The following is a 19,840-nucleotide window of genomic DNA, read 5'->3' as shown; positions in this document are numbered from 1 at the left end:
GTCAGACCGTGACCCGCGATGGCTCATGATAGGGGCAGGCGTTGAACGCGGCGCGGAAGTCGGCGCTGTGCCGGTAGGTATCGCGCCGCGCGCGGTTGATGTTGCCGAGCGGACGGTGCGCCTCGAGCCCGGTCCAGACCGAGAAGCGCATCGCCTCGTCGACATGTGAAAGGCGGCCCGCCTCCCAGCTGTCCTGCGCACGGGCGCGAAGCAGCGCGACGCGGCGGAACGGAAAGGCCTCCTCGTCCCATTCGACCGACGCATCCTCGACCGGCTGCTTGGCCAGGTCATGGCAGAGCTGGACCCGAAATTCCCAGAGCGCCTCGAACTCCGAAAGTTCTCGGCGCAGTTCTTCGCGGATCGCATCCTCGCGCCCCGCGACGTCGATCGTCCGGCCGGTCAGCGCCGTCATTTCGGGCGCGAGCGGCGCGAGACTGAACTTTGCGATATAATCGCCGAAGCGGAAGGCGGTCGCCGAATAATAGGTTTCGCCGAGCGGCTCGCTATTGGGCGCACCCCCGAGCGTATCGACCGCGGCGGGTGCATCGAGACCGACCGCCGCATAGGCGTGATGCACGCCGCGGAGCGCCGCCGATACGACCTTCTTCGTTCCCTCAAGCCGGTCGGTGGTCTTGGCGAGCAGCCTGAGGTTCGCGAGGAATTTATCGGCGGTTTTCGCCTGGAAGATCGGGCCGTTGACGAGAATGAAATCCTGCGCACCGCCCTCGGCGCCGGCGAGCCGCGCGCCCTCGGCATCCTCGACCTTGATGGCGATACCGCGCGGCAGGCTGATCGCGTCGGGCAGGATATCGCCGGCATTGGTCGAGATACGGATCCAGGCGCGGTGCGAGCCCGGTGCTGCGAAGAGGCCTTGCGCCAGCTCCTCTGGAAGGCCTTCGTCAACGACGAACTCGGCTTCGAGGACCGCGTGGGCCTTCGCATGAACCGCGCGCACGGCGTGGCCATAATCTTCCGACGTCTTCTCGAGGATCGTATCGAAGGCCGCGTTGATGTCGGCGACCGTCTCTGCCTCGTCTGGTAAAGGGGTCTCCATAGCGGGGGTGTAACGCACAGGGCTGGACATTGTCGTTCTCCATATCCCCGCTCCGGCCGGCTGGCCGCCTGCAGTCAACGAGCGGTAAGCCGGATGGATGCCAGAGGTCCAAAAAAGGCCCGGACACCGGCCCTTCCCTCGCTTCGCTCGGATGCCCGCCGGCTGGCCGGGCGGGTGCCAGCGATGCGCGAGAGGCAACCGCCGGGCCAGCCGACCGTTTGCAGCCCATGGCCAAGTCCCTTGCCGTTCCCGCAGCCCGAAAAGGCATGCCCAGCCCCAAGCTGCGCAAGGCCGAGTTTCTCGCCCGTTATCTCGAACAGTTTCGCGACCAAGGCTTCGACGCGGTTCGCGGCGAACTCGACGGCATCGCGGCCATCGCCTGGGAGGCCTATCGCTGCGAGCGGAAGAGCCCGCAAACGCGAAAGGCCGGCAAGGGCTTTGCCGATCCCGACTATGATCTTTCGGTCGACTGGCTCGCAGCGCACGCCGCGGTCGAGGAAGCGCGCAAGACGCACGCCCGGAAAGATGGCCCGTGCCGCATCCTGATCGTCAACGGATCGGCGTGATCGGAGCATACATGTCCCGGAGAAATGTCGAAGAGCTGGCGGATTGCAGAGATCGCGAAACGCGTGCTGGATCAGAAGGACACCGAGGTCGAGATGCTCGACCTCAGCCGGCTGAATTCCGAATATGGCCGCAACATCCACCCCTGCAAGGCCTGTTACTCCACCGCCGCGGCGCTCTGCCATTTCCCGTGCAGCTGCTATCCCAATCATTCGCTCGGCCAGACGCAGGACTGGATGAACGATATTTATCCGATGTGGATGCGCGCGCACGGCGTCTTCCTGATCTCACCGGTCAACTGGTTCATGGCGAGCTCGCCGATCAAGCTGATGATGGACCGGATGGTGTGCATGGACGGCGCCAACCCCGACCCCTCGTCGACCCATGGCAAGGAGGCGGGGGAAGCGAAGGCACTCGAACTCGCCGGCTGGGACTATCACCGCGAACTGGAAGGGCGACTGTTCGCCGTCGTCGTGCACGGCGATGTCGAGGGCGCCGAGAATGTCCGCCGTTCGCTCTCCGACTGGATGACGTCGATCCATATGGTGCCCGCGGGACCGCGCGCCGAGCTCGATCGCTACATCGGCTATTTCGAATCCTATGCGACGAGCCACGAGGCTTTCGACAAGGACAAGGCGGTGCAGGCCGAGGTCCGGAATGCCGCGCTGACGCTGATCGAGGCGGTGCGCGCCAAGCGAGCCGGCACGCAGGTTGCGGCAGGAACAAAGCTGAAGCAGCCGCGCGACAAGTGAAGCGGCGCCCCGGCGCCCTGCGCCGGATCTGCCCCTCTCGGCACGGCCCCTTTCCGGCCCTTCCCGCACCGCGCTGCAACCAGCCGCCAACGCAGGTGTTTGTTTCGCATAAGAAACAAGGAGCATGTTCCCATGTCGCACAAGAAAATCTCCCTTCTCGCTGCAAGCGCGATGCTCGCGCTATCGCTTCCCGCCGCTGCGCAAACGGGCAGCGAGCAATCGCAGGATGCGCAGGAAAATCGCGTTGGTGCGATCATCGGCGCGCTGTTCGGCGACCGCCTCGGCGCCTCGACTTCAATCGAGCGGCAATGGGCCGCGGGACGCAAGCCGCTTGCTACCCAGCAGAGCCAGTTCAACAGCCGCATCGACGCCGACGTCCGGTCGGGCGCGCTAACCAGCAGCAACGGCTCGCGCATGAAGAGCGAATATGGCGAGCTCGTCGCGCTCGAGGCGCGTTTCGCGGCCGATGGCCGTTTCACGACGCAGGAACGCACCGAGCTCGGCGATCGATACGGCGCGCTGACACAGGCGTTGTCTGAAGGCGGTTATGGTGACGATGAGCAAGATAACCGCAGCGTCGCCGATGGACGCGCCGAATTCGAACGCCGCGTCGATGCGGCCGTTTCGGCGCGGCGCCTCAGCCGAACGCAGGCGAGCACGCTCAAGCGCGACTATGCCGCGCTGATCCAGACCGAAGCCAGCTACGCGCGCGACGGCCTCAGCAGCCGCGAACGCGACGATCTCGATGCGCGCCTCGATGCGCTCGACGCGCGCGTCGGAGATACAGCCTATGGCGGCAATCCGGTCCTCGACAACCGCACGCGGCTCGCGAACGTCGAGCGCGCGCTCTCGGGCAGCGGTATCGGGTCGGCGGCGCAAGCGCAGATCCGCGTCGAGCTCGGCGATCTCACGCGGCTGGAGGCGGCTTATGCGAGGACATCGCCGAGCAGCGACGACCGGGCCTATATCGAGCGGCGTATATCCGACCTCGAAACGCGCGCTCGCGTACGGCGCTAGTCGCGCCGCGCCGAGGCGGCCATGGACGATGGGAACGCGTCCCGGGAACGTGAGACTTCGCCGGGCGTAGCTGTTCCATGACGCCTCGCATCGCCCGCCCATCGACCTGTAATGCAACTGCCTTCGGTTGTGCAGTCAGCGCGATCGTCGGCCGATGGTAGGCCAACCGCAGGCCGGAGAATCTCGCTCGCCGGCGCATCACATCAAGGCGAACATCGTGCTCTACGGAGCGCTTTTCGCCAATCTCGGTATTGCCGTCGCCAAATTCGTCGCGGCGGCGATCAGCGGCTCCTCGTCGATGCTATCGGAAGGGGTACATTCGCTCGTCGACAGCGGCAACCAGATGTTACTTCTCTACGGCCAGGCGAAGGCGAAGCGCCCGGCCGACAATCGCCATCCCTTCGGTTACGGCCGCGAGCTCTATTTCTGGGCGTTCGTGGTCGCGATCCTCATCTTCGCCGTCGGCGCCGGAATTTCGATTTATGAGGGCTGGATCCACTACCGCGATCCCGAGCCGCTGCGCGATCCCACGATCAACTATGTCGTGCTCGCCATTGCCTTCCTGCTCGAGGGAGCGTCGTGGACGATCGCGGTGCGCGAATTCAACGCCGGGCGGCGCGGCCTCGGCTGGTGGACCGCCGTGCGACGATCGAAGGATCCGGCAGGCTTCATCGTGTTGTTCGAGGACAGCGCCGCGCTCGCCGGGCTCGCGATCGCCGCGGGCGGCATCTGGCTGAGCCATGCGACCGGCGACCCCCGGATCGACGGGATCGCCTCGATGGCGATCGGCGCAATCCTCGCGGCGGTCGCGATCCTTCTCGCCCGGGAAGCGAAGGAGCTGCTGATCGGCGAAGCGGCGGATCCCGAACTGATCACGCGCATCTGGGCAATCGTCGAGCGGCACCCTGAAATTACCGCCGTCAATCATGTGCGGACGATCCACACCGCGCCCAATTCGATCTTCGTTGCGGTGAGCGCCGACTTCGAGGATCATCTCGCCATGGGCGAGGCCGAGACGCTGGTCGAGGCCATCGAGACCGAGCTCAAGGCGGCGTCGAGCGATATCAGCTCGATCTATATCCGGCCTGAAAAGCAGTGCGATGCGCTCGTCCAGCCTCGCCCGTCTGCGGCGCCCGATCCCGCGTCGCGGCCTCCCGGCAAAAGCTAGGCTTTCAGCTCGCCGGGTCGCAACTGGATCCTGATGACCGCGCTTGTTCCCGGCATGTCGCGCGAGGCATCGACCGCGCCGTAAGTCACGCCGGCCTTGTGGGTCCGCGCCAGCGCTTCGATGAGGCGCGTGCCGAGACCTGTGCCGCGCGCCGTCCCGTCCGCCGGCATCCCGGCGCCGTCGTCGACAACCGCGAGTTCGAGCGATGTCTCGTCGGCCCGGCGAAGCGATATCCGGATCTCGCCATCATGGCTGTCGCCATAGGCATATTTGCAGGCGTTGCTAACCCATTCATTGGCAATCATGCCAAGCGCCACCGCCTTGTCGGTGGCGACACGCATGGGCTCCACGTTCGCGATCACGCGCCGCGCCGCGACCCCCGTCGACCAGGTCGCCGTGAGATCTTCGGCGAGGCCTCCGAGATAATCGTCCATGGCCACATATTCGACATCGTCGGTCGTATAGAGGCGCCGGTTGACTTGCGCGACCGTTGCGATCCGTTGCTGCGTCTTCTGCAGCGCCTCGCGGGCTGCGGGATCGGCGAGCGTCTTCGTCTGGAGGGCCACGAAAGACATCACCATCTGGAGATTGTTCGCGACGCGGTGGTTCACTTCCTTGAGCAGCGCCTCGAGCCGGGCATTGGTCGCGCGAAGCTCGGTTTCCGCCTCCGCCCGAGCGCGGCGAAGCTGCGCGCGTTCGAGCACCTGCTCGAAACTGGAAGCCAAGAGATCGAAGAAATCCTCGCCGACCGACTTCACCACATAATCGTCGGCGCCCGACTTCAGCGCCGCAACGGCGATGCGGCTTTCCTCGGAACCTGTCACATAGACGACGGGCGGGCAGTCACTGAGTGCGCGAAGGGCCTCGAGCGTCGCAAGGCCGTCCTGACCGGGCATATAATGATCGACGGCAATAAGATCGAAGACAGTGACCTTCGCCATATCGACGCCCTCGGCGCCGCTCGCCGCGAGGCTGACCTCATAGCCTTTTCGGCCAAGCGCGCGCGACGCAAGCCGCCGCATGCCATCGTCGTCATCGATATAAAGGATGTGGGCCAGGGCGGATCTCAAACCGGATCCGGATCGGGAACCTGGATCACCGACAGGAAGAGACCGAGCTGGCGGATGGCGTCTGCGAAATTCTCGTAATTCACCGGCTTGGTGATGTAGACGTTGCAGCCGAGATCATAGCAGCGCTGGATCTCGACCTTGTCGTCGGTGGTCGTGAGCACGACGACGGGGGTGCGGCGGAGCGGACTGCTGTCGGCCTTCAGCTTGGCGAGAATGTCGGTCCCGCTCATGTCGGGCAGATTGAGGTCGAGCAGCACGAGCGCGGGGCCGTTGCGTACCGGGCCGTCCGCTGCATCGTAGAGGAAGTCGAGCGCCGAGGTACCGTCGAGGAAGTGATGGATCTTGTTCGAGATGCCGGCGCGCCGGATATTCTTCTCGATGAGGCGCGCATGCCCCTCGTCGTCCTCGATCATCACGATGTTGACGGGCAGTTGGTCAGGCATCTTCTTCTCCGTTTTGCCACACGAGGGGCAGGATCAGCCGAAAGGTGGAACCCGTGCCGAGTTCGGACTGGATTTCGATATTACCGCCGAGGCGATAGGCAAGCGCGCGGGCGTGGGCAAGGCCGATCCCCTCGCCCTGCTGGTCCTGGACACCGGACCTCCGGAAGAGGTCGAACACGCGTTCGTGATCGCGGGGCTCGATGCCCCGACCATTGTCGGCGACCGAGACCCATGCGCGCCCGAGATCCGTTCCGCCGTCGACCCGGATGATACCGGCCCGCCCCGGCTGCAGATATTTGAGGGCATTCTCGATGAGGTTCGAGAGGATCTGCTCGACCGCGACCCGGTCGTTGATCACGGTCGGCAGGTCAGACACCTCGACCGTCGTACCGGTCTCGTCGATGCGGTGCTGGAGGCTGCCGACGATCGCGCCTACGACGTCGCCGAGCGCAAGCGTTTCGGGTGCGAGCGTACGGCGTCCCTGGCGCGAGAGATTGAGGATCGCGTTGATCAGCCGGTCCATCTTCTGCGTCGACGTACGGATGAAGCCGATCGATTCCGGCAGATCTTCCTTGATCGCGAGCCGGGTCGCGGCGTCGGGTGCCTGCCAGCCGTGCGTGTCCCCCTGATCGAGATAGCCCGAGATCGCCTTGCGCGCGGTTTCGAGTTCGGCGGTGAAGCCCATCACATTGACCAGCGGCGAGCGCAGATCGTGCGACACGATATAGGCGAAGCGCTGGATCTCGGCGTTGGCGCGCTTGAGCTCGCCCGTCCGCGCATCGACCAGCTCCTCGAGCCCTTCGTTGAGGCGGCGCAGTTCCGCCCGCGAGACCCGGAGCTCGACGAGATTGTTGCGGACGAGCAGCAATGTCGCGGCGGCGACAACCAGCAGGAGAATGCCGGTGCCGATCAGCGTCAGGGTGAACAGCGATTGCGTGCGCTGCTGCCGCGCTTCGCGATCCTTGAGGAGGGCGAGTTCGCCCTCGAGCATCGTCTCGACGAGCGCGCGCGCGGCACGCACCTCGAGCACCCCCTTGTCGTTCGCGAAGTCGGCGATCAGCGCCGCGCGGTCTGCGCCGCGCAGGCCGAGTGTCGCCCGGTAATGGCGGCCATAGGCGTCGAGATGCGCGCGAAGCCTGGCGGCGCGGCCGCGCTGGTTCGGATTGTCGCTGATCAGCGCCTCAAGCGATGCGAGCTGGGCGCGCGACCGGCCCTCTGCTTCGTCCATGATCGTCGCGAACGCCGGGTTCTGCGTCAGGATCAGCCCGCGGCGCGCCGTCTCCATCCGTTCGGTCGCGCTTGCGAAGGCCCCGAGATTGGCTTCGACCGCGAGCGTATGCGCGACCATGCGGGCGTCGGCCTCATTCTGGCGTTGCACATAAAATGCTGTCGATGCCGCAGCGAGCAGCGCAGCAAATCCGATCGTCAGGAGAATGATGATCAGGCGGCTCGCCCGCGTGTCGCGGCCGAGCGACGAGATCCTGGCCGATTCCATGTAAATGCCCCTCGGCCGGTCGATCTGTGTCCGCTGTGCATGCACTGCAGAGCCCGTCGTGGCAAGCAGCAGCGCCGGCTCATCGAGCCCTTAACGCGCCGCGTTCGATCACGGATTAACATGGATCAATATGATTCTGGATGAGTGTCGCAGATACGGGCGCGTAGGTGCGACACAGCAACGCCGATCACCGGAATGCCCCGGACAGTCGAACGTTCTTAGCCGCGCCACGGGTGCCTCGAAGCTGTTGACAGGGAATATATGCCCAAGAGGATATTGGTCGTCGAAGATGATCCACTTGTCGCCATGATGCTCGAAGATGCGTTGGAGGCGCTGGGGCACGATATCGTCGGCGACGCTGGCGATATCGCATCGGCGCTCGGGCATATCGCGAAGGGCGAATTCGACGCCGCGATCGTCGACGTATACCTCGAATCCGGCTTGCCGTGCGATGCGGTAGCAGAGGCTCTTGCGGCGCGGTCGATCCCTTTCCTCGTCGCGACGGGCGGTTTCGTCGGTCAGCCAGGCCCCTGTTGGAGCGGCAGGCCGATCCTTGCGAAGCCTTTCACGATCGATAGCCTCGAAGCCGCGCTCGCCAGCCTCGCACAAGAATAAGGCGAGCGCGCGCCGCCGATCAGAGTCCGGCCTTCTCAAGGGCGGCGGCGACCTCATGGTCGAGCCCATCATACCCTTTTGGAGACATGCGGTTGAGCAATGTCTGTATCCGCTTCAGGGCGACCTGCAGGGCCTTGTGGCGCACCTCGCGCTCGCGGTTCGTCCGCCAGGATCGGCTCTCGCCAAGCAGCGCGGCCCATTTCGCCTCTTCAGCGGCAAGTAGGGCGAGGGCAAGCCGCAGACCGTCGCGTTGTCCGCGGGCATTATCGTCACTCATCGAAGCCTCCCCACGTCACCGGCAATCGCAACGAAAGGGCTTGCGCCAGACGTCTTCCCGCTCGCGGCTCCATCTCCGGGAGGAACCTTTGCCGCGCACGCGGGCTGTTTTGCGGAAAGGAGAGAGATCATGAAGGAAGAACCCAAGAAAGGCGACGAGGTGACCTGGAAGAGCCACGGCGGACGCGCCGAGTGCAAGGTCGTGAAAAAAGTGACGAAAGCGATGGACATCAACGGTCATCATGTCGCGGCATCGCCGGAAAACCCCGAATATCTCGTAGAAACGGCCGAAGGCAAGCGAGCGGCCCACCTAGCCGGCGCCTTGAAACGAAAAGAGCCGCGTTAAGGGCGGCTGCCGAACTCGGCCCCGCCCCGGCCTCTGGTCTCGCCCGCCGAAGCGCCTGCGATCCTCGTTCACGAGGCCGCATCGATCATGATCTGCAGTGCTGCGGCGACCGCCTGATCGAGAACATTGCGGCGGCCGATATCGCCGAAATGAAAATTCTCGACATGTACCGCGTCGGCAGTGGCCACACCGATGTAGACCAGTCCGACTTCCTCACGACCTTCGCGAGGCCCGCAAAACCCCGTGATCGCAACGGCGATATCAGCGCAGCTTTTGCCGAGGGCGCCCGTCGCCATCGCGGCCGCGACCTCGGGATTGACCGCCCCGCCCCGTTCGGCGTCTTTCCGAAGGACACCGAGCATCTCGCATTTGGCGTCGATCGAATAAGCGACGAAGCCGCGCTCGAGATGGGCGCCGAGCGCGGCGTCGGCGGCGAAGATGGCTGCGAGCTGGCCGCCGGTGCAGCTTTCGGCTGTCACGAACCGCAGCGACTTCCCGGCGAGATGCCGGGCCAGCTTGCGCGTCCGCCGTTCGATCAGCGTCGCCGCGCTCACCCTACATGGTGGCGAGTTCGGCGGGCGGCAGCCCTGCAGTCTCGGCCTGGCGCTTCAGCTCTTCCTTCCGGGCGAGCATCCTCTCGCCGAGCGCGTCGAGGTCGACATCGGCGGCACGCGCCTGCTGGAACATATTGTCGTGCTGCTTTTCCTCTTCTTTCACATGGTGCTTGATCTCTTCAGATAGCACCGCGACCTTTGCCTCGAAAAATTCGTCGGCGGGTCCCGAGGCGACGATGTCGTTGATCAGGATCTTGGCGCCGTCATGCTCGACATAGGCTTCCTTCAGCAGGTCGTCGTCGATCTTTCCCTTGAGCGCCGGGTAGAAGACCTCTTCCTCGATCTGCGCGTGAATCTTGAGCTCGGTGCAGATCCGGTCGGCGATCTTCGCCTTGCGGTCGCTCCCGCGGGCTTTCTCGAATTCCTCGAACAGGGCTTCGACCGCCCGGTGATCGGCTGCAAGGATATGGGTGGCGTCGGTGTCGATTTCGGTCGGTTTCATGGCAGTCTCCATCGTCATGCCCCGCGCCTGTTCAGCGCGCGGCGGACCCGAAAGTTGCGATCGACTGATTCACACCGCGCCATCCTCGGCATCGCGCTGTCGGGCTGTGCCGTCCGAGCGCTTGATGAAGCTGATCTTGCCTTGCGGTTCGAGGATCGCCCATTCGACGTCGGAGAGGTGGGCGATGCCTGCAAGCCGCATCTCGGATTCTATTTCGTCGGTGGTGAGCCGGTCGCGGCGAAGATTGTCGCGGATGATGTCGCCCTGCTTCACAACGACGCGCGGGTGGCCCTCGAGCAGATTCTTGAGCCGCGGAAAGAGATAGGTCGTCCAGCTCAGCGTAAGCGCCCAGAAGGCGAAGGTCACGATCGCGAGCAACGCGCCGGTCAGGCTGAAATCATTATGGGTGACGCCTTGCTGAATGAGGTCGCCCATGACGACGAGCAGAACCAGTTCGAACGGCGTCATCTGTCCGAGTTCGCGTTTTCCCATGAGACGGAGCAGCGCATAGAGCAGGAAAAACATCACACTCGCGCGAAGGACGATATCCATCAGGGCAGGACCTTGATCTGGAGCGGCATGCTGCCAAGCCGCCGTTCGCCGTCGAACAGCGCAATATCGCCCTTGGTTCCTGCGAAGAGCGGCGGGTTGATTTGCCCGTCGATCTTGACGACGAGCGTCTCGCCGGCGCGAAGCTCCCCATAGGAGAAACGATAGGCGCCGTCCTTGTAGCTTTCCTCGGCGGCGGCGGGGATCATCGTGTTGATCGTCATGTCGGTCCAGAGCGGCGGCGAGACCGCAACCACGGCGTCGGAAACGTCGCGGGTCGCCTCGATACGAATGCGCGTTTCAAAAAATTCGCCGTTGCGAATGACCGAGGGCGTCTTCACCTCGAGCCGCGCTGCTCCAAAATCTTTGCTGCGTAGCGGACTCGGCTGTCCGCCGACGAGGCCCGACAGCGCGACGGCGACGACGGCTGCCAGCAGGACGAAGGAGACGGGGCTAGCGTGGCGGTGCCAGCGCTGTCCGGAGATCATCTTCTCGCTGATTCCGTCGGGGCGACGGCTGTGGGCGGTAGCCGCGTCGCCCCCCGACCCACCTGAACCCGCCGTCAAGCTAGGGGCTCCGGCCACGGCCGCGCGAGATAGGTACGAACCGCATCGGCGCGATCGCCGACTGCCGCGACCGCGATCAATATCTCGGACTGACTGACGCCCACTATGCGCGCCCAGGCGAGCATCGCGTCGGGCGCGCTTCGATCGATGCGGCCACATTCGAACTGTTGGTGAGGCATGACCGTCTCCCGTCGATGATGACGGGCGAACGCTTACACGGTACGAAAGTTGCGGACGCGGCGACGTTCGCCGCGGGGCGAACGAAGGTTCGCAGGCGATGTTTAGTCGATCGCCGAAGATCCCCCTCCTTCTCTATCACGTCCTCTACCACGCGCGCCGCGAAACGCCGCGATGCGGCCAAAGTTGCGCACGGCGATGAAGATAAATCCGGGCGATCGCAGGCAACTTTCGTCTACGCCCAAGGGTTTCTCGAGCCAGAACCCACAGCCAATGGAGATGATCATGAGCGTCAAGGGACAGATCAAGGAAGCTGCCGGCTATGTGAAGGAAGAAGCCTTCGAAAACGGCGACAGCCCCGAGGCCAAGCGCAAGGCGCAGGAAGGCCGCGACCTTCGCAACGAAGGCCGCATCGAAGACGGCAAGCCGCCGAAGACGGGTACTCCCGGCACCGAAGACTAATCCTCCCAGCCAGTTGATGGCCCCCTTCGGGTCCGCGCATGCGGACCCCTTTTTTTGCCCGGCGTCCTCGATCACCTCCCGGAGGAGAATTCGCATTGACCCAGAGCAAGTCGGCCGAACTTCTGCGCGGCCGGGGCATTGTCGCAATATGACACCCCGCATAGCCTTTGTCGGTGCCGGCCCGACCACGCTCTACACTTTGCATGCGCTTCTCGCCCAGAACCCCCCGCCCTTCCGTCTTGCCGTGTATGAAGCGCAAGCGAGCGCGGGGCGCGGAACACCCTATCGGCCGGGCTGGAACGACCCTGCCATGTTGGCGAATATCGCCAGCATCGAAATTCCGCCGCTTGCCGAGACGCTCTGCGACTGGCTGATACGCCAGCCACCGGAGCGCCTAGCCGATCTCGGCATCGATCCTGATGCGATCGGCGAGCGGACTTTCTATCCGCGCGTCGCGCTCGGCGAATATTTCCGCGACCAGTTCGAAGCCGTTATCGACCTGGCACGCGCGCGCGGGATCGAGGTCGAGCTGCGTACGCGCTGCCGCGTCGAGGACGCCGTCAGCACACCCGGCGCGATGGTACTCAAGATCCGCACGCGATCGGGCGAACTCGCCGACGAGGCTTTCGACCATGTCGTCCTCGCGACGGGCCACCAATGGCCCGCCGAGCCCGAGGTTCGCCCGGGCTATTTCCTCAGCCCCTGGCCCGCCTCGGCTCTGGCCGCGGTGCCGCCCTGCGACATCGGCATTCGCGGCAGCTCGCTCACGGCCATCGACGCCTGTATCGCGCTCGCCGGCATCCATGGCTCGTTCGACGAGACCGAGGACGGCGAGACGCACTATCGTCCGGCACCCGCCACCGACGCGTTCCACATGACGATGATGTCGAGGAAGGGTCTGCTCCCCGAAGCCGATTTTTATGCGCCGCTGCCCTACGAGCCGCTCGCAATCTGTACCGAGGAGGCAATCACGCGTCTTGTCGCGAGCCAAGACGACCAGCTGCTCGACGCTGCCTTCGAACTGTTCAAGGCGGAGCTTGCCGCTGCCGATCCGGCCTATGCCGCGGGCATCGGCTTGCAAGGCCTCGACCTCGAGGGCTTCTGCGAGGCCTATTTCGCGCGGCGCGCGGCGACCGGCCCGTTCGAGTGGGCCGAGGCCAACCTTGCCGAAGCGAAGCGTCATTATGCCGCGAGGCACACCGTCGCCTGGCGCTACGCAATCCTGCGCATGCACGAAACTCTCGCGCTTCTCGCGCCGCATCTCGATGCCGCCGACTACCGCCGCTTCGTCCGCCATTTCAAGCCGGTGTTCGTCGACGATTATGCCACCGTTCCCCACAAATCGATCCGGCGATTGATCGCGCTCCACCGTGCCGGGAAGCTCGATGTCACGGCGATCGGCGACGACTACCGCATCGACACGAGCGGCAAAGAGGCAGGCGCGACGCTGGTCCTGGACGGAGAGCACCGGCACTTTCCGGTTTTCATCGAGGCGATGGGTCAGCGCCCGCTCGGCGCCGCCGCCTTCCCATTCCCCTCGCTCCGCCGACAGGGGATCGTGAGCGATGCAGCGCCTGGTGCCGGCAAGGGGGACGTGCGCGGCATCGCGATCGACGAAGCGTTCCACCCGCTTGCGGACGATATCCCGGAAGCCCGCCTCTTCTGCCTCAGCTTGCCTTTTCTCCTCGGCCGCCACCCTTTCATCCAGGGAATCACTAGCTCGCACGAAATGGGCCTGATCGTCGGCGAACAGCTTGCCGCGGCGATTGGTGGAGCGAGTGCTGAAGAGAAAGCGGCATGAAGCTCTTCGCCATCTATATCGGCGGCGAGATGGCTGGCGCTAATATCGAACTGCACGACATGCGCTTCGTCGCCGCGCCCACGATCACCGACACTTATGACGCGCTCCGCCGCCAATGGTGGGGCACGCCGGGCAGCCTCCATATCGACTGTTGGGCCGAGATCGATCACGCCGATGGCTATGACATCGTCCTGAAGCCCGAGCCTTTCGAGGGTCCGGAACGGCTCTATTATGTCAATCTCGGCGGCTACGTACCGGGCGAATTTCTCGACCGCCACCGCAATCTCTTCATCGTCGCGGACAGGCTCGCGCGGGCGAAGTCACGCGCGCTCGCCTCGGTGCGGCAGTGGCTGCAGCCGCACCGCGACGAGATGTACGAGGCCGAGCAGGCCTTTGCGCTCGATGCGGTCGCCGCCGAAGCCCAGCTCCACATCCATCTCGTTCCCGCCCCGCGGCGCGAGCTCGCGATCACCTGCGAATATCGTCCGATCCGCGCGCCGCAGCGGCAAAGCCGGACCGCCGCGTCCGGTCCCTGACCCGAGGCACAAGGCGCAGCGCCCCGCCGCAACTCCCTCCTTCGCGGCGCATTGATGCAGACATAACGCTCAAGAGAAAAGGCTCCTCCCATGACCATGACGATCGAACAGCTCTCCGAAAAGATGAAGGATATCGACTTCGCGATGCTCGCGACGCATACTGCGGGCGGCGCCATCGGGACGCGGCCGATGAGCAACAATCGCGAGGTCGATTATGACGGCGATGCGTGGTTCTTTACCGACGAGACGGCGCTTATGGTGGCCGATATCGCCGCCAACCCGAACGTCAATCTGAGCTACCAGGGCAAGTCCGGGCTACTCGGCATGCGTCCCTTCTTTCTCGCGGTCGAGGGTCATGCCGCGCTGATCCGCGACAAGGCCCAGTTCGCCGAACATTGGACGAAGGGCCTCGAACGCTGGTGGCCGGACGGGATCGAGACGCCCGGAATCGTCCTCATCAAGGTGTCGGGCACCCGCGCGCATTATTGGGACGGCGAGGACGAGGGCGAACTGTCGCTGTGACATGGCGCGGGAAGCGGTCCCGCGCCGCTTCCCCCTCCCCGGTCGGGCAGCCGGCGCCACTACGCCGCTGAGCCGTCCGCACCGTCCCCGCCAATCGCGCCCCGAGAAAGGCTCGTCCATGCCGAATCTGTCCGATAGCGACCCTGCAACCCCCGAAGACTTTGCTCTCGAAGGGGGCTGTGCTTGCGGGGCGGTTCGATACCGCCTCGAAGAGAGGCCCTATGACACCGGATGGTGCCACTGCCGCGTCTGCCAGCATGTCTCGGGTTCGGGAGGCATGGTCTTCACGACGGTGCATCTGGACCGGTACCGTATCCTCGCTGGCGAGGAGCATATCGGACACTTCGCATCGACGAGCTTCGGGACGCGCAGCTTCTGCCGGATGTGCGGCTCGCCGCTGACGATCCATGTGCGCCATCAGGCCGACGAGATCGATATCGCCGCGGGCACGCTCGACGATCCCGAAGAAATTGCGCCAGCCTTCCATCTCTATACTGCCGAGGCGCCGAGCTGGATGCCGATGGTGGCATTCCTTCCGCGCTACAAGGCCCTCCGGCCGAAGACGCGCGGGCTCGACGAGGGCGTGACGGAGGCGGGCTGAAGCACCTTGGAAAATCGAGGTGAACGCGATCGCGTGAGTGCTCCGCCTCGAACCAAGAGAGCGATAAACGGCAAAAGGGCTCCGCCGATCGGCGAAGCCCTTCGTCGCTCTCTAATCCGGACCGGCGGGAGCCCCCCCGCTCCCGGCCCGGACGAGAATCAGGCATGCGCCTTAGGCGAGCAGAATCTGGCCGACCTTGATCCATGTTTCCCAAGTTGGCGATTGCCGAGACGAGCCGTTCGCTCTTCCCCACGCAGACAGTTACGTCACCGCGCAGGTGAGGGATCGGCTCGACAGCTGCCCGCCGCGTCGGGGTCGGGCGCAACCGCTTGTCGAGCGGAGCGTTTCCGAACCAGATCGCGACGAAACCGAGCGTCGAACGGACGCTTGCTCCATCATTGAAAGGACCGATCATGCGCATCCTTCTGCTAGCTGCCTGCTCCGCACTTCTTCTCGCAGCCTGCGACAGCAAGCAAGAAGCGGCCGAAGACAAGATGGAACGCGCGGCCGAGACGAGCGCCACTGTGGCCGGTCCGGTCCCCGCGGCGCTCGGGCTCAGCGAGGCACAGCTTCTCGACGCCGACATCGTCGGTGCGGACGGGAAGGATCTGGGCGACGTATCGCAGGTACTGCGCGGCGCGGACGAAAAGGTCGACCGTCTTCTCGTCGAACTCGATGGCATCGGTCCGGACCGCTATGTTCATGTGCCGGTGCAGGGCCTCAAGGTCGTCGTGCGCGGCGACGACACCGATCTTCAGACGAGCATGACCAAGGCCGACCTCGACGCGCTGCCCGAAGTCAAGCTGCCGGCACCTTGAGATCATGAGGGATGTGAGCGGTGACGGTAGAAATCTTCCACCGGCGCATCGATGTCGGCGGCGTCGGGATCTTCTACCGCGAGGCGGGCGCGCCCGACGCCCCGGTACTATTGTTGCCGCATGGCTATCCCTGCTCGTCGTTCGAGTTTCGCAATCTCCTGCCGCGGCTTGGCGATCGGTGGCGGCTGCTTGCACCCGACTATCCCGGCATGGGCTACAGCGATACGCCCGAGCATTTCGATTATAGCTTCGATGGCTATGCGAAGCTTCTCGACGGGTTCGTGCGCGCGCTCGGCATCGAGCGTTTCGCGATCTATCTTCACGATTTCGGATCGCCGATCGGCGCGCGTCTCGCAATCATGCAGCCCGAGCGCATTCTCGCGCAGATCATTCAGAATGGCGATATTCCGTACGAGGATGCGCTTGGCGATAAATATGCCGAGATCGAGAAGAGCTGGTCGCTTCCCGAGCCCGAGATGCGTGCTGAAATCGGCACGGCCATCAGCGAAGAGGTTTTTCGCGAGGAGTTTCTGAACGACGTGCGGCCCGAGCTCGCCCCGCGCATTCCGCCCGATCTCTGGAAACTTCACTGGTCGCTGATCACCCCGAGGCGGCGCGAGATCGCCATCGACCTCATCGCCGGTCTCAAGGCCAACCGGACCTGGTTCAAGGAACATCGGCGCTATCTGCGCGACCACCGCCCGCCGACGCTCATCGTCTGGGGGCCGCAAGACTTTTATATGCCGGAGAAGTCCGCGCGCGCCTTTCTGCGCGACCTTCCGGGCGCCGAGCTGCATCTGCTCGATGGCGGCCATTGGCTGCTCGAGACCAATCTCGAAGAAGTTGTGCTGCTGATCCGGGACTTCCTGGACCGGACGCTGAGCTGACGCCAGCCGGCGCCAAGATTTCTTTCGCGCCGCCGGACCCGATCCGAGGCTCCGAAACGATAAAGGGCGCCGGAACCGGCGCCCTTCAGGCAGTCTTATTTCTTTTGGGTGTCGCCGACGCCGGTCTCGGACGGAGCGATCTCGCCATTGTCGTCCATCGCATTGGCTTTTTCTTCGCCCTGCTCTTCGACGACATCGGCCTTCTGCTCCATCGCTTCCTTGGCGGGGCCTTCGGGCATCGCGTCGGCCTGATCGTCGATCGCCTCGGCTTTCGCTTCGGCCTGGTCCTCGACCTTGTCGGCGGCGGGGCTCTGGCACGCACCGAGCGCGAGGGCCGAGGTTGCGGCGAGGGTTACGAACAGCTTCTTCATCGAAAGTCTCCCTGTTGATGACTGCCCTTGCTAACGCAGCGAGGGCCACGGGGTTCCGCAAGGCCGCCCAGTGAAAATCGTGAAGCCATGATCCGAGCGATCATGTCCTCGTCGCGAAGCCGCCGCCAACGCGCCTCGACGAAGCTGTGGACGCCGAAGAGGAAGAGGCCGGCGGCGACGAGCAGATAGAGAGGCGGATTGTCGGTCAGCGCCGAGAGCGCGTCGCCGAGACCCTTGACCTCTCCCGCGGCGCCGAACCAGCCGCCACGGATGAGCGAGGCGCCGATCACCGCGAACACGACCGCGCGCGCCGCAAGTCCCGCCCGTCCCACGGGCACTGCCCACCCCGGCGCGGCGGCATCGAGATGCTTTGCAAATTCGGTGGTCCAGGCCTTGACGGCTTGCTGCACGGCCGCCGCGAGGAAACCGGCGCCGACGAGCCCGAGCAGGAGGCCGCCAAGCGGCAAATCGAGCAGCATGCCCGCCGCTTCTTTTTCGCGCCCTTCTTCGGCGCCGCCGCCCGAGGCGAGGCGAAGCGCCGCCCAAGCCAGGATGAAATGGGCGATACCGCTCGCCGCATAACCAACGCGCACCGCGACACCCTTTGCGCCCGCCCCCTTATTCTCGCTGTCGAGCGCCGCCCCGTAGAGGCGGTATGCGCCGTAGAGCGCCAGCCCCATCGCGAGGAGGGCGAGAAGGATCGAACCGGCAGGCATGTCGCGGACCGAGCGGAACACAGCCTGCGGACGGGCGTCGTTGGCAGACGAACCGGTGAGCGCAATCCATGCGAGCAGGCAATAGACGACCCCGCGCGCGAACCATCCCGTCCGCGCAAATGTCTCGAGCCGCCGCAGCCTGTCCATGGTGCCTGTCCTGATGGTTGAACCATCAAGCCAACGCAGGCTGGACCCGGCAGTTCCTCGCCCCTCCCCAGCCGCAGGGGATCACCCCCTCCCGGCCACTCCATTTCGCTCACCACCGCCGCACCGCCCGTGCCGCCGCAGCAACCTCAGCTTCTCAGCCGGAAGATTTCGCGAAGGCCCCGGCCACGAAATTACGGCCTGTCCGCAGGCCGACCGGATCGACGCTGTGCCCGACGCCGTAGGAGACATGCGTCTCGACCTCGACGCCGAGCCGCTTCAACTGGCTCTCTGACATATGCAGCGCCGCGATCGGCACGACGGGATCGGCCGTGCCGTGCACCAGCAGCACCGGCGGTTTCGACGGAACATGATGCGCAAGATCCGCTGCCCCGGCGAGCATGCCCGAATAGCCGACGATCGCCGCGACGGCGCGCGGGCGGCGAAGTCCGATCTGAAGCGCCATCATCGTGCCCTGACTGAAGCCGACCAGCGCAAGATCGGACTCGCTGAGGCCATATTGCGCGAGCTTCCGGTCGATGAATGTGTCGATCGCAGGCGCTGCCGATGCAGCACCCGCGGCCAGCGCGGCCGGCGCAAAGCCCGACAGCCCCCACCATTGGTAGCCCGCGCCCATCATCGAACATCGCTGCGGCGCGTGTGGCGCCAGAAACAGTGTGTCCGGCAGGGCCTCCTGCCACTGCGGCGCAAGCGAAATCATGTCGGCGCCGCTCGACCCGAAGCCATGGAGCAGCAGCACGATGTTTTTGGGTGCGCCTCCCGAGCGAGGTTGCAGGCTGGCACCGTTCACGATCTTCGACAAACTTCTTCTCTCAGCTTCGACGCCGTCAGCCGCCGGCAGGCGGCAAGGCTGCATAGGTAGAAAGTCGGCCGCGCATTTCCACCCCTTGGCTATGCCCGGTGCATTCCTTTCTCTGCACTCGCCCCCACCGGCAAACGCCTCCGCACCAGCGCGTCATTGAACGCTCATGGCAAGGCAACGCGCGCTGTTTTCAAGCGTAATTCCAGTGGCTCGCCGTTTCGCAGCCCCCAAGGAGACAGCCATGCCGCTGTTCAAATTCGGTATGCGGCGGCGCAACGTGACCGAAACCGACGACACCGGTCTCGACCTGCCCGACCTGCATCATGCCTATCTTGAGGCACATCGCGCCATCCCGGACATAGCGCGCGACATGCTGATCGAAGGCAGGGATCCGCTCGAATGCGTATTCATCATCGCCGACAGGAAGGGCCGGCGGCTTATGGAAGTGCCGTTCGAGGAAATCCTTCCGCCCTCCGAGTGGCGCATGCGAAAAGCGCTGCGGGGCCCGTTGACCGGCGTTCGATCGGCCCCCGTCCGCGATGCGCTCGCCGGGGCAGCCTTTCAGCGCATCTTCGCGTCGGTCGATGTCGGCTGCGTGCTGCTGACGCCGGACCTGCAGGTGAAGGAGATCAACGAATTCGGCGCGCGGCACAGCCATGTCGACCGTGAGGCGATCCGCGACACGTCGATTCTCGATGCCTTCGATCTCGACGGCAAACCGAAAGAGGACTTCGCCAAATTCTGGGCCTTGTCGCAGTACGGCGTCGTCTCGGAGCTGATCGACATGCCTTATCTTGTTCTCGACGATGAGGGCAGGACGGCGAACGGTTGGTGGCGCGCGAGGACCTGGCCGCTCTTCGACGACAATGACCATCTCATCGGACACGTGGAATGGGCCGAACCCTTCACGTCGCCGACCGCGGGTGCAGGTACGCTGGTTCGTATCTCTCCCGGCTCCAGCCGTTAGCCGCTCCCGCTCGCGCGCGGCCTTGCCCAAAAGCAGCTCGGCTC

27 protein-coding genes are annotated in these 19,840 nt (G+C 64.7%); 14 read left to right on the top strand and 13 right to left on the bottom strand.

The genetic code is table 11. The features are described 5' to 3' along the window. Window position 1: 1 nt before the first annotated feature. Complete coding sequence (locus VGN62_RS01760; protein WP_327450564.1) at window positions 2–1,084, bottom strand: catalase family protein; 1,083 nt, start codon at window positions 1,082–1,084, stop codon at window positions 2–4. 236 nt (window positions 1,085–1,320) lie between these two features. Between VGN62_RS01760 and VGN62_RS01755 the strand changes: the two genes are divergently transcribed. From VGN62_RS01755 to VGN62_RS01740, 4 genes are all read left to right on the top strand, one after another. Next, entirely contained in the window at window positions 1,321–1,620 is a 300-nt protein-coding gene (locus VGN62_RS01755; protein ID WP_327450562.1) for a hypothetical protein, read from the top strand. A gap of 24 nt (window positions 1,621–1,644) precedes the next feature. Next, a complete protein-coding gene (locus VGN62_RS01750; RefSeq protein WP_327450560.1) occupies window positions 1,645–2,370 on the top strand; it encodes a flavodoxin family protein in 726 nt (241 codons plus the stop codon). Window positions 2,371–2,502: 132 nt separating this feature from the next. After that, the gene (locus tag VGN62_RS01745) at window positions 2,503–3,387 is read left to right on the top strand and encodes a hypothetical protein (RefSeq protein WP_327450558.1); all 885 of its coding nucleotides are present in this window, start codon (window positions 2,503–2,505) and stop codon (window positions 3,385–3,387) included. A gap of 154 nt (window positions 3,388–3,541) precedes the next feature. Then, window positions 3,542–4,555 (top strand): cation diffusion facilitator family transporter, encoded by a 1,014-nt coding sequence (locus tag VGN62_RS01740; protein ID WP_327450556.1) that lies wholly within the window; start codon window positions 3,542–3,544, stop codon window positions 4,553–4,555. Here VGN62_RS01740 and VGN62_RS01735 read toward each other — a convergent pair. From VGN62_RS01735 to VGN62_RS01725, 3 genes are read right to left on the bottom strand one after another with little or no spacing between them, the layout of a single operon-like run. Further along, window positions 4,552–5,625, bottom strand: coding sequence for a sensor histidine kinase (locus VGN62_RS01735; protein WP_327450554.1), 1,074 nt, complete (start codon window positions 5,623–5,625; stop codon window positions 4,552–4,554). The two genes, VGN62_RS01740 and VGN62_RS01735, sit on opposite strands and share 4 nt — an antisense overlap. Continuing rightward, window positions 5,622–6,068 (bottom strand): response regulator, encoded by a 447-nt coding sequence (locus VGN62_RS01730; RefSeq protein WP_327450552.1) that lies wholly within the window; start codon window positions 6,066–6,068, stop codon window positions 5,622–5,624. The genes VGN62_RS01735 and VGN62_RS01730 overlap by 4 nt, the downstream gene beginning before the upstream one ends. After that, window positions 6,061–7,563, bottom strand: coding sequence for a sensor histidine kinase (locus VGN62_RS01725; protein WP_327450550.1), 1,503 nt, complete (start codon window positions 7,561–7,563; stop codon window positions 6,061–6,063). The genes VGN62_RS01730 and VGN62_RS01725 overlap by 8 nt, the downstream gene beginning before the upstream one ends. Window positions 7,564–7,824: 261 nt before the next feature. On the opposite strand from VGN62_RS01725, the gene VGN62_RS01720 reads away from it, so the two are divergent. Beyond that, window positions 7,825–8,178 (top strand): response regulator, encoded by a 354-nt coding sequence (locus tag VGN62_RS01720; protein WP_327450548.1) that lies wholly within the window; start codon window positions 7,825–7,827, stop codon window positions 8,176–8,178. 19 nt (window positions 8,179–8,197) lie between these two features. Here the strand turns inward: VGN62_RS01720 and VGN62_RS01715 are convergent, their stop codons facing one another. Then, window positions 8,198–8,455: a hypothetical protein gene (locus VGN62_RS01715; protein WP_327450546.1), complete on the bottom strand. Its 258-nt coding sequence runs from the start codon at window positions 8,453–8,455 to the stop codon at window positions 8,198–8,200. 129 nt (window positions 8,456–8,584) lie between these two features. Between VGN62_RS01715 and VGN62_RS01710 the strand changes: the two genes are divergently transcribed. Then, on the top strand, window positions 8,585–8,800 hold the full coding sequence (locus VGN62_RS01710; RefSeq protein ID WP_327450544.1) for a DUF2945 domain-containing protein: 216 nt from the start codon (window positions 8,585–8,587) through the stop codon (window positions 8,798–8,800). A gap of 68 nt (window positions 8,801–8,868) precedes the next feature. On the opposite strand, the gene VGN62_RS01705 is transcribed toward VGN62_RS01710, so the two are convergent. The 5 genes from VGN62_RS01705 to VGN62_RS01685 form a co-directional block, all read right to left on the bottom strand. Next, the gene (locus VGN62_RS01705; protein WP_327450542.1) at window positions 8,869–9,354 is read right to left on the bottom strand and encodes a nicotinamide-nucleotide amidohydrolase family protein; all 486 of its coding nucleotides are present in this window, start codon (window positions 9,352–9,354) and stop codon (window positions 8,869–8,871) included. 1 nt (window position 9,355) lies between these two features. Then, window positions 9,356–9,856, bottom strand: a complete 501-nt coding sequence (locus VGN62_RS01700; protein ID WP_327450540.1) for a hemerythrin domain-containing protein — start codon at window positions 9,854–9,856, stop codon at window positions 9,356–9,358. 69 nt (window positions 9,857–9,925) lie between these two features. Next, window positions 9,926–10,408, bottom strand: a complete 483-nt coding sequence (locus tag VGN62_RS01695) for a DUF421 domain-containing protein (protein ID WP_327450538.1) — start codon at window positions 10,406–10,408, stop codon at window positions 9,926–9,928. Next, complete coding sequence (locus VGN62_RS01690; RefSeq protein WP_327450536.1) at window positions 10,408–10,893, bottom strand: hypothetical protein; 486 nt, start codon at window positions 10,891–10,893, stop codon at window positions 10,408–10,410. The genes VGN62_RS01695 and VGN62_RS01690 overlap by 1 nt, the downstream gene beginning before the upstream one ends. A 74-nt stretch (window positions 10,894–10,967) precedes the next feature. Beyond that, window positions 10,968–11,150 (bottom strand): DUF3606 domain-containing protein, encoded by a 183-nt coding sequence (locus VGN62_RS01685; RefSeq protein WP_327450534.1) that lies wholly within the window; start codon window positions 11,148–11,150, stop codon window positions 10,968–10,970. A 283-nt stretch (window positions 11,151–11,433) separates the two neighbouring features. Here VGN62_RS01685 and VGN62_RS01680 point away from each other — a divergent pair, with 283 nt between their 5' ends. The 7 genes from VGN62_RS01680 to VGN62_RS01650 all read left to right on the top strand — a co-directional run bounded on the left by VGN62_RS01680 (window position 11,434) and on the right by VGN62_RS01650 (window position 16,775). Continuing rightward, on the top strand, window positions 11,434–11,610 hold the full coding sequence (locus VGN62_RS01680) for a hypothetical protein (protein ID WP_252170971.1): 177 nt from the start codon (window positions 11,434–11,436) through the stop codon (window positions 11,608–11,610). Window positions 11,611–11,758: 148 nt separating this feature from the next. Then, window positions 11,759–13,411 carry an FAD/NAD(P)-binding protein gene (locus tag VGN62_RS01675; protein ID WP_327450529.1) on the top strand — a complete coding sequence of 551 codons (1,653 nt, stop codon included), beginning with the start codon at window positions 11,759–11,761 and terminating at the stop codon, window positions 13,409–13,411. Beyond that, window positions 13,408–13,947, top strand: a complete 540-nt coding sequence (locus VGN62_RS01670; protein ID WP_327450527.1) for a DUF1543 domain-containing protein — start codon at window positions 13,408–13,410, stop codon at window positions 13,945–13,947. The genes VGN62_RS01675 and VGN62_RS01670 overlap by 4 nt, the downstream gene beginning before the upstream one ends. Before the next feature lie 90 nt (window positions 13,948–14,037). Then, complete coding sequence (locus tag VGN62_RS01665; protein WP_327450525.1) at window positions 14,038–14,469, top strand: pyridoxamine 5'-phosphate oxidase family protein; 432 nt, start codon at window positions 14,038–14,040, stop codon at window positions 14,467–14,469. A gap of 118 nt (window positions 14,470–14,587) precedes the next feature. Continuing rightward, window positions 14,588–15,070, top strand: coding sequence for a GFA family protein (locus VGN62_RS01660; protein ID WP_327450523.1), 483 nt, complete (start codon window positions 14,588–14,590; stop codon window positions 15,068–15,070). A 413-nt stretch (window positions 15,071–15,483) separates the two neighbouring features. Then, the gene (locus VGN62_RS01655; protein WP_327450521.1) at window positions 15,484–15,888 is read left to right on the top strand and encodes a PRC-barrel domain-containing protein; all 405 of its coding nucleotides are present in this window, start codon (window positions 15,484–15,486) and stop codon (window positions 15,886–15,888) included. 20 nt (window positions 15,889–15,908) lie between these two features. Next, a complete protein-coding gene (locus VGN62_RS01650) occupies window positions 15,909–16,775 on the top strand; it encodes an alpha/beta hydrolase (protein ID WP_327450520.1) in 867 nt (288 codons plus the stop codon). Between the two features lie 95 nt (window positions 16,776–16,870). Here the strand turns inward: VGN62_RS01650 and VGN62_RS01645 are convergent, their stop codons facing one another. The 3 genes from VGN62_RS01645 to VGN62_RS01635 form a co-directional block, all read right to left on the bottom strand. Continuing rightward, complete coding sequence (locus VGN62_RS01645; RefSeq protein WP_054727924.1) at window positions 16,871–17,146, bottom strand: hypothetical protein; 276 nt, start codon at window positions 17,144–17,146, stop codon at window positions 16,871–16,873. Further along, window positions 17,143–18,009: a DUF1206 domain-containing protein gene (locus tag VGN62_RS01640; RefSeq protein WP_327450518.1), complete on the bottom strand. Its 867-nt coding sequence runs from the start codon at window positions 18,007–18,009 to the stop codon at window positions 17,143–17,145. The genes VGN62_RS01645 and VGN62_RS01640 overlap by 4 nt, the downstream gene beginning before the upstream one ends. Before the next feature lie 154 nt (window positions 18,010–18,163). Next, window positions 18,164–18,829: an alpha/beta hydrolase gene (locus tag VGN62_RS01635; RefSeq protein ID WP_327450516.1), complete on the bottom strand. Its 666-nt coding sequence runs from the start codon at window positions 18,827–18,829 to the stop codon at window positions 18,164–18,166. 241 nt (window positions 18,830–19,070) lie between these two features. Here VGN62_RS01635 and VGN62_RS01630 point away from each other — a divergent pair, with 241 nt between their 5' ends. Next, window positions 19,071–19,796 carry a DUF6894 family protein gene (locus VGN62_RS01630; RefSeq protein WP_327450514.1) on the top strand — a complete coding sequence of 242 codons (726 nt, stop codon included), beginning with the start codon at window positions 19,071–19,073 and terminating at the stop codon, window positions 19,794–19,796. The last annotated feature ends 44 nt before the right edge of the window (window positions 19,797–19,840 follow it).

It is taken from the genome of Sphingopyxis sp. (assembly GCF_035998905.1).
Classification (GTDB): domain Bacteria; phylum Pseudomonadota; class Alphaproteobacteria; order Sphingomonadales; family Sphingomonadaceae; genus Sphingopyxis.
The sequence above is the reverse complement of the archived record's forward strand: the minus strand, read 5'-3'. Positions and strand labels throughout refer to the sequence as shown.